Source organism: Ensifer sp., assembly GCF_035999185.1.
GTDB lineage: Bacteria > Pseudomonadota > Alphaproteobacteria > Rhizobiales > Rhizobiaceae > Ensifer.
The window spans coordinates 24,942-40,000 of record NZ_DASYHB010000197.1 but is presented as its reverse complement, the minus strand read 5'-3'; the positions used below and the strand labels follow the sequence as shown (position 1 = coordinate 40,000).

Here is a 15,059-nt window from a genome sequence, read left to right as displayed (position 1 = left end):
TCCGACGACGCGGAAGACCCGCCCGCGATTGCAGTGGCGTCGCTGCGTCCTCAGGGCGCCTTGGCAGTGTCGGAGGTCAATTGAACCAAGAGATAGGTGACGATCGCATCGCGCTTGGCCAGCCCCTTCGGACGACCTTCGGCATCCAGGGCAACCAGGGTTCTGCGCGCCAGCTGGTCCATTTTTGTCAACGCTTCGGCGTTCGTGGCGTTCGCAGCGATGGCCTCGCTGGTAAAGCCCGGCAGTTGCAGAAGCCGGCTCGCATCGGGCGCATCGAGGGCTTCTCGGAACCGCGACTGCGCTTCGAAATCGTTCTGGCCCGTCAGAAAACTCATCACGGCGCGCCCGTCGGCGGCGGCCGCGAACTTTCCGCCTGCGTCTGTGACCACCAGCGTCAGTTCCGGATCAAAGCTCGACAGGGCCTGTAGATAGAGGACGACTGCGGAAGGGACGTAGTATCCCGGCCGGCCAAGATGGAGGACAAGGGCTACCGGCCGCCCCGGCGTCAGCGTGCTCGTCAACCCCTCGATCGCCGACACGCCGCCCTTTTCTATCGATTGGAAATCCTGGACGACATCCGTAAGAGGCAGCAATTTGACTTCGGATTTGGCTGCCTCGCGAAATTTCAGCGCGACACCGCCTGCGGAAAACTCGCTGACCGTGCCTGATGCTATGCCCCAGACCCCGAGCGGAAGCAGGAGCAGAGCGATGAAGGTCGTGCTCTCGCCAATGCTCAGGCGCTTGAGGACCAGGGCGAGCAACACGGCGATGGGAATGCTTGCGATGGCATAAGCTACGGCGGTCATGGATGCCCCCGGCTCGTTGGTCGAGCTACGCATGCTCCCTCATCATAGCGAGCACACCCGACATCAGATGTTACATTTGGAACAGTTTCGTTGCTGATTTTGACGTAATATGCTGATCGCTAACTGCATACGTGCAGTTAAATATTGATAACCCATAATATATGGCAAGGATTTTCGCCCGAAAATCCGGCGGATATCTTTGTCTCGACGTTGCGTTGAGCATCGCTCGTTCGATTTCGACGAGCTGAGTCTTTTTCCTTGGCGTTGCATTCAGGACCCGACCACCCTCTGCGGCTCTCACTCGATACGAGGAAGCGCCCGGCAGCGATTGGATTTGCCCCGGCCTCGGACCGGGCGGTTGGCAGGTTGCGCTGGCGCGCACGTGCCAGTTTGTGGGCACAGCAGATCGACCATCGGCTGCGGGAGGGATAGCGGGCGGCAGCGTGCAAAAATGATGGGAGGCTGACGTGAAGACAAGTCTACGCGGCATATGCGCGATGCTCGCCGAGGAGGCGATTGTCCTATCGGCTTACAATGACGGCACGGGAACCATGACGGTCGGCGCCGGACATACCGCGGCGGCCGGTCCACCCGTTCCCCGCTCCGGCCTGACGATCACCCTGACGGAGGCGATCAACATCTTCCGCACCGACCTTGCCAAGTTCGAGGCGCAGGTTCAGGCAGCCGTCAGGATCCCGCTGGTGCAGCATCAGTTCGATGCCCTTGTGTCGTGGCACTTCAATACGGGCGCGATTTTGAAGGCAGGCTTGACACAGAAGCTCAATGCCGGAGACGCCAATGGCGCGGCCGCCGAATTCGCGCGCTGGAACAAGAGCAACGGCAAGGTGCTCGACGGCTTGGTCGCGCGTCGCGAACGTGAAGCAGCCATGTTTTCAAAGGGAGAGTATGGCAGCCCGAAGATCCGTGTCCTGGAGAGCAGGGGCGGCCCGGAAGAAATCTTCACCGCCGACCAGATCGAGACGCTGCTTGGGGGTGCCCCGAACTCGGAAGAAGAACAGACCACCGAAGAACTGCTGGCCAATCCGATCTCGCAGCTTCTCCCGCTCAACCGGCCCAAGCAATCCGCCGCGCTCACGAACACCGTGCTTCAGCAGTTTAGCAACCTCATCCCGGAAGAGGCGCGTGATGACGCCGTGACGTTGGTCGCCGTGCGCGGCTACTACCTCAACTCGATGGGCAAGGAGAGCGCAAACGACCGCGGCGTCTACGACGACGCGATCTTCATCGTCGAGCCGAGCGGCGTCCACAACTTCAACGCCAATACGGATCCCAGCCGTTTCGGTCGCGGTATTGCTCGGCTGAAGTCACGCCAGGCGATCCGGTACAGACCCGGTCTACACGGCTTTCGGCACAAGAACGGACCTTATCCCGCCTTCCGGCAGGATAGCGACTGCACGGTCATCCGTGATGAAACCGGTGAGGATACGGATTCGCCGGCAAACCGCTTCTGCATCAATCTCCACCGCGGCGGTCTCACGTCCACCTCCAGCCTCGGCTGCCAGACGGTTCCGCCGCACCAGTGGAACGAATTCAAGACCCTCGTAGACGGCCTGCTGAAGAAGCATGGACAGGAGACTTTCTACTACTTGCTCGTCGATCAGGACGATGTCCCACAGGAGGAAACGACCATGCCCGTTATCACGCAGCCGGCACCGGCTCCGGCGACGACCGAGGCGAACCCCGCACAATTGCTGCAACAGATCCTCGCTTTCGCTGCGATGTCGCGCGGACACCAGCCCGCGAGCCAGGGCGACATGACCTGGCTGATGGACGTCTTGCGGGCCCTTGTCACCCAACCGACGATCAATGGCGTCGTTCTGAATGGCGCGAAGCCGGACCCACTTGCATCCGCCAGCGACCCTTCGCTGACACCGGTCAACGGCGCGCTCGGCAAGACGCTCGGGAATGCGCTCGACGGTCGTAAGACCGCGATCGGTGTCGTCGGCATGCTGGCCACAACACTTCTGCCGATCTTCTTCCCACAGCTCGCACCCGTCGCGGCGGTCGCGGCACCCTTGATCGAGGGCGCGGCGAACGCGGGCGCCACAGCCGCAGCGACTCACGCTGGTGGAGGGCTCGGCAGCGAGTTGGTAACGGCCGCCTTCCCCGTCTTTGCCGCGGTCAGCGGATGGGGCGTGATGGGCAAGGTTGAAAAATGGGTCCGCGCCCTCCGGGGCGGACTTGAAGCGCCAGCCGCGTGAGAACCGGGGCTGCTGACGCCAAGACACAGGGAAACGCACATCAAGGCCATAAAGGAAAAAAGAGATGAAACGCTTGGTTGTTTGTTTCGACGGAACCTGGAACGACGCCGATAGCGCCCGTTCCGAAACGAATGTCGCGCGGATCGCGCGGGCCATTCGCGCCTGCCAGGAGACGGATAGCATTCCGCAGTCGGTCCTGTACCTCCGTGGCGTGGGGTCGTCCGGTCTGCAAATTCAGCGCATTTTGGACGGCGCGATCGGCACCGGCGTGGATGAGAACATCCGCTCTGGATACATGTTCCTGGCCCAGAACTACGTTCCCGGCGACGAGATTTATCTGTTCGGCTTCTCGCGCGGGGCCTTCTCTGCACGAAGCCTTGCAGGGCTGATCGCCTCATGCGGACTTCTCAGACGACAGCGGCTCGGGGATCTGCGCAACGCCTGGCACTATTACAGAGAATATGAAAATCGGTCGCCGGAAGATTTCGTCGACAGGTTCAAGACTGAGGCACATCTCAATGTCGAAGTCATGATGCTCGGGGTCTGGGACACGGTCGGCGCGCTCGGCGTGCCCAGCAACATTTTCAATGGTTTCAACAATCGGGAATATGGATTCCACAACACCACGGCATCGAAGATAACGCGCCACGCCTATCACGCGATGGCGATCGATGAGACGAGAGACGAATTCGTGCCGACGCTGTGGACGGGCAAGGCCCCGGACAATTGCACGATCGAACAGGTCTGGTTCGCGGGCAGCCATAGTGACGTTGGCGGAGGGTATGTCGACCGTTCTCTGGCCGATATCCCGCTGGTCTGGATGGCAGAGAAAGCGCAGGCCTGCGGGCTTGTCATCGACTGGACGGTGCTTCCGAACGAGCTCGACGTCAGCGCTCCCCATCACGACTCGCGCGCTGGCTGGTCGCTGAAGGACCGGTTGACGCCGACGTTCCGGCAAGTCTGCGAGAAGCCGTTCAGAGTGAATTACTACGAAACGCTCTACCGGCCGCGCGACGGACAAGGCATTGCCCAGCGCACGATCAACGAATCCCTTCATGCAAGCGTGATCGAACGTTATGGGCGGACAGTTTCCTTTTCTCCGGACGACGATCCCTCGGCGCGCGCGCAGCAAGTCTATAAGCCCAGAAATCTGGCTCCGCTTTTCAATGTCCCGATCCGGGGACAGCGCCCATTGGCGCCCAACATGATCGCGACCGCTCAGGCTGCCCAGGTCGCGGCCGTTTGAAACCATCCGTCCTCTTCGGTTCATGGGGCTGGACGGGAAAATGCACGGCAAGACGAGGAGGTCTTGCCGTGCATTTTCGTCTGGCCGCTCCTGACGTCAAAGCTGGAATAGTTTGCTTGCGCCCGAGCCCGACTGGAAGCCGACACCGCATTGCATCTTTATCGGTGTTGTGGAGCCGGACGTCCGTGCCGCAGCGGTTTGTGCCGCGCAGCTTTCAGGCGGGCCTCGTCTGATGGCCCACCCACGAATACGCCGCAACAAGGAGATCGCCAGGGAGTGCCCGTGAAGGGCTGCCATGGCCTAAACCGCTTCACGCGTCCAAACGGGCCAGCATCGTCAGTAATCGTGCTCGCTGGCGGTCACACTCCTGAGGGGAAATAGAGTATCGACGGTCAATCCCAGTGACCATGGCGCCGGTCGCCTCGCGCGCGGCCCACACGTGGCGTCGCCCGCGCTGGCGCGGGCTAGCGGTCCGTCTTGGGAATGCTTTGGGAAACCTCGGGCAAATGCACCGGCTCTTGCTGCGCACCGGCAGCAGACCCAGGCTTCTCAGTCATGTCGATACCCGCCGGAATGCTGTTGATGCGGAACAGGGTGCCGAGATGTTGGGACTTTTGCGTCCCGGGAAAATGCCCCGAGAACAGCCGCTCGACGGTTCCGTCCTCGAACATTCCGTAAAGCGCAAGCGTGATGCGCTCGGGGAAATCGGGGAAACGGCGAGATGAGACCACGAGGGCGTAGGGCTCGTAGGTGCCTTCCGTGGTCGGCGTGGTGTCGGCAGCACAACGGGTGCCGCTACGTTCGCCATAGTCGGCAAGTGCGGCCTTGATGATATCGACATCTCCGAAATAGCGGGCCAGGCGACCGTTACAAAATTCCTCCGCCGCCTCGGAATGCGAGTCGATTTCTCGCGGGCAGATCATCCAGTTGTCCTGCGTCAGGTGCGCGGCATTGGTTTTCAGCGTGTCGCCGATCGTCGATCCCTTGACGTAACCCCAGATCTCGAAGGTTCTCTTCTTTTCGTTGTTTTCCTTTGAGGGCTGCTGGAGCGTGAAATCGAACTTCTGTTCCAGCCAGCCGAGAAGACCGTTTCCGGTGGTTGCTGCGGGCTGGGTCGTTTTGGTCGGGGTGGTTTGGTTCGCGGGCACCGACGACCATCTTCTCGTCTTCGGATCTTCGCCCTTTGCCTGTTTCAGCCAGTTGAACACGTCCGAGCAGGTTGGTTTTGGCGGTGCGTCTTTGGGAAGGTCTCCGGCTGCCTCCGACGAACGTGGATCGAGATGCGCCTTGACGTATGAGCCGTTCGCCACGAAGACGATGGGCGAGAATGCAAGATAGGGTGCCTGCCCGTTGTAGGCGAAGTTCTGCATCCGCTTGAGCGTGATTGTCGTCGGATCGCAAAGCAGGTCGTAGTCGCCTTCGCCTGTTTTCAGGAACGCGGCTCGCTTCTTTGCGTCCACGCCCTCTTCGCTAAAATGATATCCTGCACGCTGGACGGCCTCGGTGCAGATATCCCAGAAGAAGCCGAGATATCCTTTTGTGTCCGGGTCCCGCCAGATGAAGGGTCGCGCATCTTCGCGCACCCCGATCCTAATCTCGCCGCTGTCAAGCGTCTCGGCACGCGCGGCGTAAGTGAAGACATGCGCTGGGACGAGTGCGGCGACAACGAACTTGGCGAGCAGTGGGCGCATCGGCTACTCCGCGGGTGTTGGTCTTGGCGCAACACGTGCAGGCGTCTTTCCTGAACGGATGCGCTCGCTGCCGCGCTGGTTGAGAAGAGCAGACGTCACGCAAAACACGACGGCGAAGCCGATGAACGCCGAGAACATCGCCGAGTAGACGACGAGACCTCTGTCGATTGCGTCGAGGCTCAGAGTGGTTGCGGGCTTTGTTGCCCATGATGTCAGGTAACGGGTCGCCCCTCCGCAGAAGGCCATGACAACGGCTGCGCCGGCAGCCCAGATCAGGCTCGAGAGATAAGACGGCTGCAGGGAGAGTGACAGCGCCCGGGCCAGCCATGCATCGAGCAGGAACGCCACGATCAGGGCGAGCACGGCGCCACGAACGGCCGTCGGCGCATTGTATTCGAATGAAAGCTGCAGGAACAGCGAGAGGCCTTGATCGCCGGCGGCCCAACCTGTGTCGAGGCCGGTTTTCCAGAGCTGTAGCCCCATGACGAATACGGCGGCAACGGCCCAGGACACGAACAGGACAAGCACGGCCTGCGGCAACCATGAGGTCCAATGCGCCTCGCGCATGTTCCGCCAACGACGCGACTGCATGCCTGCGTCGCGAAGCGCGAGCGTCACGATCATCGGGATGCAGTAGTTGTTGAACGCGTAGAAGATGTAGGTGAGCGTGCGTGAATAGACATTGACGGGGCTACCCCATACGAGCTCGGTTTCAAACCGACCGGGTAGCAAACTCCACAAGAGGCTGACGAAGAGCACGGTGCCGAGGGCCCAGAGCGCAGTCAGCGTCGCGTAGGATCTGCGATAGCCAGCGCTTAAATGGGGGTGCAACAGGGCGCCGAGGAACTGCTCGAGCTTTTTCCGGGCAACGACTTGCTGATGGGCCGCCGCCTCGTCTGCCGACGCCGGCGAGACGACGATGATCTCGTGCTCGACATAGAGCGCGAGCAGGATGCAAAGATCGTCGGCAAGGTCGTCGGCATCCGACGCCAGTCGCTCCCAGGTCGCGCGTTTCCGCTCGCCGAGGCTTGCATCGGCGGCGCCGTTGCCCACAGGCGCTTCCTTCGCCCCGCCTGACCCGTAGCCCGACCTCTCGTCCAGCTCCACGACCAACTGATCCCGTCGTTTGCTGAGCTCCTCCTCAAGTTTTTGAAAACGCTCCCGCACCGGGGCGTTGGCGAGCTTCAGCTTGCGGTCGAGGATCCAGGCAGAAACGGAGAAGATCAGTTCCAGATCGAAACGAAAGTCCTCGGGTTCGCTCAGCTGCTCCTTCGCAGCCGCCTGATAATGATCAATACGTTCCCAATTGCTCCGCGGAATGAGGAGGGTGTTCTTTTCGAGGGATGACCCACCGTCGGCCGAGATCGCGAGGTCCTTCCGGCGCAGATCTTCACTGGCGCCGATGACGCGGGTGGGAATACCCGCCAGGCGGTGGGCAGCACTTCGCATCCAGTCCTCGAAGCTTCCCAGAAGCGGGAAACTGGGTGCCAGACCGACCATGATCAGCGCTATGGCAAGCGAGACCGATGCGTCGATGCCGATGTCGAAGTCCCGCACAACCGACGGAACGACGATGCTGGACAGAGGCTGCATCCAGGTGATTGCAGCACTGCTGCTGCCCGGGGTGAAGCCTGTGGTGATCGCTACCGGGGCATCGACGGAAGGAACGGGAAGCTTGCTCGCACCGATCGAGAGATCCGGGCCACCGAGCATTGGCAGGAGTTCGGCGTAGGCGCACAGGAAGAAGTAGATGAACAGAAGTATGAGCGCGTAGCATGCGTAGGCATGCATGACGATGCGCCGCGCCCGAAGCTTGTCGGGCGACAACAGGTTGACAAGCCGCTCCATCTGCCGCCCGCCCTCGTAGGTGACACGGTTGAAGCGCCCGTAAGAGTAAAACAGGACGATCGCCGCTCCGAAGAGCAGCGCGACAAGGTTCGGCATGGTGATGGTTCACAGTCTGGGGCAGTGCCTCAGCGGCACTGCTGTACCGCCGGGTTGCATTGTGCGACTGCAGTCGCAGGTACAAAAGACGTCAGGGCAATGAGTACCAGCAACAGCTTCATCATGGCATCCTCCATTGCGAATTTTGCTTTTCGATAAAAGAAGCAATCAGTCGACAGTGTTTCCTGTCGAAACGCATAGGTGCGAAGAAACCGAATATTCGAAAACTGCTTTCCCAGTTTCACACTTTATCAAACGGATCACTAAATGAGTGTTCCGTTAGTAACACCTCGGTTGCTTGGGATCGGGTAGTCTAAGCTGGTCTTTGTGTGCGTCCGACGAAGGAAACAGCGGCCACCGCATTCCCCCGATCTACCCGACAACCGGTTCGGCCGAGGCTGCCTACTGACGTCCCCGCATGGCGCGCGCGACGAATTGTGCACGCTCTCGCAGGACCTGAGGCGGCGACCATCAATCGCTGCGCTCCGACTGCGCTATCAGTTCATCGGTGTTGGCCAGAAGGCGACGCACGGCATTGCGCGCGGCGTTTGCACGGCGCAGGCGAATGCCCTTCTCGATGTCCTGGTGGAGCGTCAGCGCGTGGACGGAACTGCTGTCGTCACGGGTCACCAGCACGAAAAGATGGTTGAGCGCCGACTCGATCATCGCGCCCAGCGGCACCATCAGATCGTTGCCGGACGCGCGCAGGATCGCCAGATGAAAGCGCGTGTCGGCCTCGGTGCGCAGCTCGAGCGTCGTCGCCCTCTCCATGCCCCGCAACGCCGCGCTGATTTCGGCCATCTGCTCGTCGCTTCGGCGGGTGGCCGCAAGCGCCGTTGCCTCCGGCTCTATGATGTGGCGAAATTCCTGCACGGTCTTGAGGAACTGCAGCCGATCCGGCGACACGGCGTACCAGCTCAGGACGTCGCGATCGAGCAGGTTCCAGCGTTCCTTCGGCTCAACCCAGCTCCCGATTTTCGGACGCGAGGCGAGCAGACCCTTTGCCATCAATATCTTGATTGCCTCTCGAACCGCCGTGCGGCTGACGTCGAAGATCTCTGTCCATTGCGCCTCGTTTGGCAGGATCGATCCGGGTGGATAGTCGCCGCGCACGATCCGCAGCCCGATGTCGTCGGCGAGCGACATGTGGACACTGGGCGCCGATATGCGCGGCGCATCAAGGCGCCTTGTCGCGCGTGTTGCCTCTGCCGCAACCGTTCCGGCGGAGGCTCTTCCTGGTCGTCTGTCAGCCATGTCGTCTGTTTTCTCTATTTTTGGTTCACCCGTCGGCAGCCGTCATCAGACGCCAACATAGTTCCGCCAGCTGTGTTGCGGATGAAAGCCGAGCATCGCGCGCGCCTTGCGGTTTGACAGCAGCGTCTCGTATTCCCCGAGCTGCCCTTTGATCGGGACGCCGGGATAGAACCGGTCGATCAGCTCCCGTGTCGGAATGTCTGAGGAGGTCTCGTCGTTCGCTGCATTGAAGACCTGGTAGCCGAGGCCGTCCGTTTCGATGGCTCTCAGCGTGATCTGGCCAAGGTCACGTGCGTCGATGTAGCTCCAGGCAATCCGCTTGCGAAAACCTGGATCGGCAAACCAGCCCGGAAAGAGGCGATACTCGCTGGGTTCGATGACATTGCCGATGCGCAGCGCGTAAATATCGGTGCCGCTCCTGAGCGCAAAGGCCCGCGCCGTCTTCTCGTTGACGACTTTGGACAGCGCATAGCTGTCCATCGGATCGACGTCATAGTCCTCGTCGAGCGGGAAATACTGCGGATTTCGCGGCTCGTTTGCAAAGACGAGGCCGTAGGTCGTCTCGCTCGAGGCGATGACGATCTTGCGGATGCCGAGTTTCACTGCGGCTTCTATGACATTGTAGGTGCCCATCGCATTGACGCGGAAAAGTTCGTTGTCGGGGGCGATCAGGATGCGTGGGATCGCCGCGAAATGAACGACGGCATCGATCGGCTGGGCTGCCAGCGACGGGTCGAACTCGTGCAGGCCGGTGTAGCTAGACAGCGCGTTGAACACCTGGCCGCTGTCGGTGATGTCGGTGATCAGCGTGCGCACCTTCGGGTTGTCGAGGGACTTGGTGTCGAGGTTGAGCACCTGGTGGCCGTGTTCGACCAGGTATTGCACGACATGGCGACCGGCCTTGCCGCTGCCGCCGGTAAAGATGATCCGTTTGGTCATTGTGGTCTCCAGGTCATGCAAGAGGGTTGGATGATCCCCCTGACGATCGGTGATCGGAGAGATCTTCCAAGCGGCATCGCCGCAGCTTGCCGCGGCCAACCGGCAAGTTGCACGGTGACCGCGGCTATCGCGGATATGACAAAGATTGCGGCACGCGTCAAAGGGGTGCCGTATCCGTCAGCTTACTTCTGGATGCAGGTGTCCGCCGTGTCCTTCGTGCATTCGTCAAGGCCCGTGAAAACTGGATCCTCCACCGGTTTGCCGGCGATCAAGTCCAGCATGACCGACGGAGCCTTGTAACCCATTTCGAACGGGCGCTGGCCGACGAGCGCGGTGACGAGACCTTCCTTGGCGATCGCCACTTCGTCGCCGATCGTGTCGGCGGCGCCGATGACGAATTCGTTCTTTGCGATCTTGTCAGCCATCGGTTTGAACAGGTCGCGATAGGGTTGCGGGGCCCCGAAGAGCGGCCAGCCGCCCATGATGCCGAAGGCGTCGAGATCAGGATTAGCGGCCAGGATATCCGTCATCGCCTGCACGCCCTTGGCGCCGTCGTCATTGGTAAAGACCGGGCAGCCTGCGACCTCCGTCCAGCCGCCTTCGCCCTTAAGCTCGGCCAGCCCCTCCTTGCCGGTCAGCACATCACGCATGCCCTGGGCACGCCTGAGGATGTTGTCGGCGCCGGGGTTGCCCTCGATCGTGCAGATCTTGCCGCCGTTCGGCTTGGCCTTCTTGATGTAGTCGGCGATCCGCGCGCCCATCGTGTAGTTGTCGGTGCCGAGATAGGTCTTGCGCAGGCCGGCATCTTCCTTGGCAAGGTCGGCGTCGAGCGTCATGACCGGGACGGACGGGTTGGCCGTCTTCAGCGTCTGGGCAATCAGTTTGGCGTTCGATGGCGAAATGGCGATCGCAGCCGTGCTGGGCTTGCCAAGCATGTCCTGGACGATCTGCGCCTCGCCGGCTTCGTCCGAGGTCGACGCCGGGCCGGTGTAGAAGCACTCATACTCCGAGCTTGTGTTTTCCTTGTTCCACTTCTGGCATCCCTGGTTGATCGCCTCGAAGAACGGATTGTCGAGGCCTTTGACGACGATGACGAGCTGCTTCTTCGTCTGGGCGTCGGCCGAACCGGCGGCCAGCGCGAGCGCTGCGACTGCAAGCACCAATGCTTTCCTCATTCTATCCTCCCGTTGAAACAAGCGGACACCCTCTGTCCGCGGCACAAATCAACCCGGATACCAGACGATGCGAGGGTCGTTCGATGGACGCTCGTATTGCCAGGCCTGGTCGATAAGCTTTTCGAGATCGTATTCCGGCTGCCAGTCCAGCAGGTACTTGGCCTTGCTGTTGTCCAGCCAGTTCGAGTGGAAATCACTCGCAACGTCGACGTATGGCAGCCCGCGCGTGCGCTTCAGGTAGCTTGCGACCTCGCCGTAGTCGACCGGGCGATCCATGGCGATGTTGAAGCGCTGGTGTTCTGCGCGCGGGTTATCTATAGCGCTCAGAACCGCCGACACGAGGTCGCTGACGTGGACGAAGTTGCGCTTGAGCGGCTTACCGTCGGCAGCGCGCAGTAACGGTACCGTTCCGGCTTCCGCGTAGCGCCTGGCTTCGTCAGGCGAAAAGAACGTTTTCCAATCAGGCCCGCCAAATACGTCATCGCCAAAGGAGAGCGAGTGCTTGAAGTCGTCCTTTTCCATGATCCAGGGCGCCCTGAGGCAACAGACGTTCATCCCGTATTGGATGGCGTATTGCTCGACCATCACCTCTTCGAGCACTTTCGAGAGCGCGTAGCAGCCGGGATAGGCGCGGTGCGGTGTCGCCTCGGTAATAGGGCCGTCATGAGAATAGAAGAAGTGGCCGACGGCAGCGTCGCCGCCGATCAGGATGAACTGCCGGGCTGTCGGGCTCGCCCTGAACGCCTCGAGCAGCCAGAAGAGCCCCTTGACGGTCACATCCATGACGTCGGCGGGTGTCTCCTTGCAGGTCGCCAGATGCACGACGTGGGTAACGCCGGCGATCGCATCTTCTGCGATCGCTCGATCGGCGATCGAGCCTCTGATAACGTCCAGCCGGTCGGTCGCGTCGAGCACACGGTTGTGGCAGAGCGCGTGAATGCGCGCTTTCGAAAAACGTGGTTGGTCAAGCAGCGCTGATATGAGGTGCCGCCCGACCTTGCCCGTTGCCCCGGTGACAAGGATAAGCATGCTCATCTCCCAGCAATAGCTAATATATAATTGACCTCGTTCGTCAATCTAATTGTCATACAAAACAGGTTTATCCGGTGAGGGATCATTGACGCGTTCGCGGCGATTTGCGTAAATAAGCAGTCGCTAACGCGCGAGGCGGCAGGCACTCGGCGACGTGCCTCGCACAATCGGCGCGGGTCGGAGAGTCTGGAAGGCTGTCGTGCTGCTTGAACTCAGCAATATCTCCAAGCACTTCGGGGCCATCCAGGCCGTGAACGACATTTCCTTGTCGTTGGAAGCTGGGCAGGTCGTCGGCCTGATGGGTGACAACGGCGCCGGCAAGTCGACGCTGGTCAAGATGATTGCCGGCAACTACCGCCCGAGCCACGGCACCATGCGGCTCAACGGCAGCGATATCGTCCTGCATCGGCCCGTCGAGGCGCGACAGTTCGGCATCGAGATCGTGCACCAGGATCTGGCCCTTTGCGACAATCTCTCGGCGGCCGCGAACGTCTTCCTTGGCCGCGAACTGAGGCGCGGCATCGGCCCCTTGCGCGTGCTCGACTACAAGGCCATGTACCTGCGCGCGGGGGAAATCTTCAGGGAGCTGCGCTCGGAGACCCGGGCACGCGACCTCGTCAAACAGATGTCGGGCGGGCAGCGACAAGCCGTGGCGATTGCCCGCACCATGATCTCCGAGGCGAAGATCGTGCTGATGGACGAACCGACGGCGGCGATTTCCGTGCGCCAGGTGGCCGAAGTGCTGCATCTGATCCGGCAATTGCGCGATCGCGGTATCCTGGTTGTGCTCATCAGTCACCGCATGCCCGATGTCTTCGATGTCGCCGATCGCGTCGTCGTCATGCGCCGGGGCCGCAAGGTGGCGGACAAGCCGATTTCAGACACCACGCCGGAGGAGGTGACGGGGCTGATAACCGGCGCGATCGAGGGTGGATAACGGCACGCGAGTTCAATCTTCTGCATCGGAGGAATGCGAGAAACCATGGCAACGACGCTGGATCAGACGATCGCCCGCAGGCAGCGCACGCTCGGAGGAGCGGTCCTGGCCAGCCAGACCTTCTGGGTGCTGATCGCCGTCATTCTCGCCTGCATTTTCCTGTCGTTTGCCACTGACAGCTTCGCCACGGCAAAAAATCTCTACAACATCACCCGCAACGTCACCTTCGTCGCCATCATCGCGCTCGGCATGACGCTCGTCATCATCACCGGCGGGATCGATCTCTCGGTGGGCTCGGTGCTCTGCCTGTGCAGCATGGTGCTCGCCGTTACGATGCATGCCGGATATGGCATCGAGACGGGCATTGCGGTTTCGGTCGCGACGGCGTTGGTGATCGGCGCGTTCAACGGCATCCTTATTGCCTACCTCGGATTTCCGCCCTTCGTCGTGACGCTCGGCATGCTCTCTGTCGCCCGCAGCCTGGCGATGGTCGCATCCAACAACACCGTGGTCTTCGAGTTCGGCCCCGATCACGACAAGCTGCTGGCGCTCGGCGGTGGTTCGATGTTCGGCATCGCCAACCCGGTGATCTACATGATCGTGCTGGCGCTGCTGACCGGTTTCGTGCTGCGCTGGACGCGCATCGGCCGTTACATTTATGCAATCGGCGGCAATGAGAAGGCGGCCATTGCAACGGGTCTGCCGGTGCGCCCCATCAAGGTCTGCGTCTACATGATCTCGGCGCTCTCGGCCGGCGTCGCCGGCATCATCCAGACCGGTTGGCTCGGCGCGGTGACCACCAATATCGGCGCGGGCATGGAGTTGCAGGTCATCGCCGCAGCCGTGATCGGCGGCGGTAATCTCGCCGGCGGCGCCGGCACGGCCTTCGGCGCGATCGTCGGCGCCGCCCTGATAGAGGTGATCCGCAACAGCCTCGGGCTCCTCGGTATCAACGCCTTCTGGCAGGGCACCTTCATCGGCAGCGCGACGATCCTCGCGGTCCTCTTCGATCGCATCCGCAACTTCCGCCAAAGCGAATAGCGTCTGGTCTTTCGAACCTTTGCAGCCCAGCCAGCGTTAGTCCCGTGGCAGCCGGCCGAGAAGCAGCTTGTTGCCGTCCCTGTTTTGGCAGCGCGAGCATTTCAGTATCCGCGGAACGCGTGCCAGCGGCACGTCGGTTCCATAGGTCCGGGCGATCAGTCTGCGGTCTACCTGCGCCTGATGTCGGCACTTTCCGCAATGTGCCACAAGCACGTACCATTCCGGCAGCCGGTCCAGGGTCGAGCCGTAGTCACCGGCGTCTTCGCGCGGCATCAGATCGATGCTTCGACGATGCCTCATGATCCGTCCTCTTGAAGCCTCGTCTCCGCGGCCGGTTCGCAGCAACTGGCCCCCGAGGCGACGTTCAGCGTGCCGAACCGTCTAGCCTGAGCGAAAGCTGCACGCCGCCGCGTTTCAGGCGCGGCAGAGGCGGCTTCACGTCGATGCGCCCGAAGGTGCGCTTGCGCCATTCCGCCTCACGTTCACGCTTCAGGCGCGCGGCTGCGACAGCAGCCATGGCACGTTCAATCACCTCTTCCGTATGGGTCATGGTTTCTGTCCTGTGCATGGGAAACCTCCATTTGTTCACGTTATGTTCTTATTTTAGCGCACCAATGTCAACACCCCACTCGACCGGCGAATCGCCATCCCCTGATCGGCGCCGCAAACCTCCGCCAACAGCCCATAAGCAGCCGTTTCGGCTGTTGCCGCAGCGCCACAGACCGGAAGATCGGTATTGGCCACCAACGGATTTTCCCTTGTTTTCCAGCGC

General features: G+C 61.3%; 13 protein-coding genes. 4 read left to right on the top strand and 9 right to left on the bottom strand.

Translation table 11 applies throughout. The annotated features are described in order from the left end of the window. Positions 1–50: 50 nt before the first annotated feature. Positions 51–806 (bottom strand): hypothetical protein, encoded by a 756-nt coding sequence (locus VGO04_RS26625; RefSeq protein WP_327498967.1) that lies wholly within the window; start codon positions 804–806, stop codon positions 51–53. A 467-nt stretch (positions 807–1,273) separates the two neighbouring features. On the opposite strand from VGO04_RS26625, the gene VGO04_RS26620 reads away from it, so the two are divergent. After that, on the top strand, positions 1,274–3,028 hold the full coding sequence (locus VGO04_RS26620; protein ID WP_327498966.1) for a lysozyme: 1,755 nt from the start codon (positions 1,274–1,276) through the stop codon (positions 3,026–3,028). Between the two features lie 64 nt (positions 3,029–3,092). Beyond that, on the top strand, positions 3,093–4,274 hold the full coding sequence (locus VGO04_RS26615; RefSeq protein ID WP_327498965.1) for a DUF2235 domain-containing protein: 1,182 nt from the start codon (positions 3,093–3,095) through the stop codon (positions 4,272–4,274). Between the two features lie 464 nt (positions 4,275–4,738). Here the strand turns inward: VGO04_RS26615 and VGO04_RS26610 are convergent, their stop codons facing one another. From VGO04_RS26610 to VGO04_RS26585, 6 genes are all read right to left on the bottom strand, one after another. Then, positions 4,739–5,857 carry a transporter substrate-binding domain-containing protein gene (locus VGO04_RS26610; protein ID WP_327498964.1) on the bottom strand — a complete coding sequence of 373 codons (1,119 nt, stop codon included), beginning with the start codon at positions 5,855–5,857 and terminating at the stop codon, positions 4,739–4,741. 111 nt (positions 5,858–5,968) lie between these two features. Further along, positions 5,969–7,909, bottom strand: a complete 1,941-nt coding sequence (locus tag VGO04_RS26605) for a hypothetical protein (protein WP_327498963.1) — start codon at positions 7,907–7,909, stop codon at positions 5,969–5,971. A gap of 471 nt (positions 7,910–8,380) precedes the next feature. After that, complete coding sequence (locus VGO04_RS26600; protein ID WP_327498962.1) at positions 8,381–9,163, bottom strand: FadR/GntR family transcriptional regulator; 783 nt, start codon at positions 9,161–9,163, stop codon at positions 8,381–8,383. 45 nt (positions 9,164–9,208) lie between these two features. Continuing rightward, complete coding sequence (locus VGO04_RS26595) at positions 9,209–10,102, bottom strand: NAD(P)-dependent oxidoreductase (RefSeq protein ID WP_327498961.1); 894 nt, start codon at positions 10,100–10,102, stop codon at positions 9,209–9,211. Positions 10,103–10,284: 182 nt separating this feature from the next. Beyond that, positions 10,285–11,277: a sugar-binding protein gene (locus tag VGO04_RS26590; RefSeq protein WP_327498960.1), complete on the bottom strand. Its 993-nt coding sequence runs from the start codon at positions 11,275–11,277 to the stop codon at positions 10,285–10,287. Positions 11,278–11,325: 48 nt separating this feature from the next. After that, positions 11,326–12,306 carry an NAD(P)-dependent oxidoreductase gene (locus VGO04_RS26585; protein ID WP_327498959.1) on the bottom strand — a complete coding sequence of 327 codons (981 nt, stop codon included), beginning with the start codon at positions 12,304–12,306 and terminating at the stop codon, positions 11,326–11,328. 157 nt (positions 12,307–12,463) lie between these two features. Between VGO04_RS26585 and VGO04_RS26580 the strand changes: the two genes are divergently transcribed. Together VGO04_RS26580 and VGO04_RS26575 are read left to right on the top strand one after the other, a co-directional pair. Further along, positions 12,464–13,246, top strand: coding sequence for an ATP-binding cassette domain-containing protein (locus tag VGO04_RS26580; RefSeq protein ID WP_327498958.1), 783 nt, complete (start codon positions 12,464–12,466; stop codon positions 13,244–13,246). Between the two features lie 45 nt (positions 13,247–13,291). Beyond that, positions 13,292–14,287, top strand: coding sequence for an ABC transporter permease (locus VGO04_RS26575; protein ID WP_327498957.1), 996 nt, complete (start codon positions 13,292–13,294; stop codon positions 14,285–14,287). 36 nt (positions 14,288–14,323) lie between these two features. Here the strand turns inward: VGO04_RS26575 and VGO04_RS26570 are convergent, their stop codons facing one another. Then, positions 14,324–14,587, bottom strand: a complete 264-nt coding sequence (locus VGO04_RS26570) for a hypothetical protein (protein ID WP_327498956.1) — start codon at positions 14,585–14,587, stop codon at positions 14,324–14,326. Between the two features lie 64 nt (positions 14,588–14,651). Further along, entirely contained in the window at positions 14,652–14,837 is a 186-nt protein-coding gene (locus tag VGO04_RS26565; RefSeq protein WP_327498994.1) for a hypothetical protein, read from the bottom strand. Positions 14,838–15,059: the final 222 nt, after the last annotated feature.

Bases quoted from the DNA above. Each gene is read 5' to 3' on its own strand.
- VGO04_RS26605 (WP_327498963.1), bottom strand. From the start codon at position 7,909: ATGCCGAACCTTGTCGCGCTGCTCTTCGGAGCGGCGATCGTCCTGTTT.
- VGO04_RS26600 (WP_327498962.1), bottom strand. From the start codon at position 9,163: ATGGCTGACAGACGACCAGGAAGAGCCTCCGCCGGAACGGTTGCGGCA.
- VGO04_RS26625 (WP_327498967.1), bottom strand. From the start codon at position 806: ATGACCGCCGTAGCTTATGCCATCGCAAGCATTCCCATCGCCGTGTTG.
- VGO04_RS26615 (WP_327498965.1), top strand. From the start codon at position 3,093: ATGAAACGCTTGGTTGTTTGTTTCGACGGAACCTGGAACGACGCCGAT.
- VGO04_RS26570 (WP_327498956.1), bottom strand. From the start codon at position 14,587: ATGAGGCATCGTCGAAGCATCGATCTGATGCCGCGCGAAGACGCCGGT.
- VGO04_RS26565 (WP_327498994.1), bottom strand. From the start codon at position 14,837: ATGACCCATACGGAAGAGGTGATTGAACGTGCCATGGCTGCTGTCGCA.
- VGO04_RS26575 (WP_327498957.1), top strand. From the start codon at position 13,292: ATGGCAACGACGCTGGATCAGACGATCGCCCGCAGGCAGCGCACGCTC.
- VGO04_RS26590 (WP_327498960.1), bottom strand. From the start codon at position 11,277: ATGAGGAAAGCATTGGTGCTTGCAGTCGCAGCGCTCGCGCTGGCCGCC.
- VGO04_RS26585 (WP_327498959.1), bottom strand. From the start codon at position 12,306: ATGCTTATCCTTGTCACCGGGGCAACGGGCAAGGTCGGGCGGCACCTC.
- VGO04_RS26595 (WP_327498961.1), bottom strand. From the start codon at position 10,102: ATGACCAAACGGATCATCTTTACCGGCGGCAGCGGCAAGGCCGGTCGC.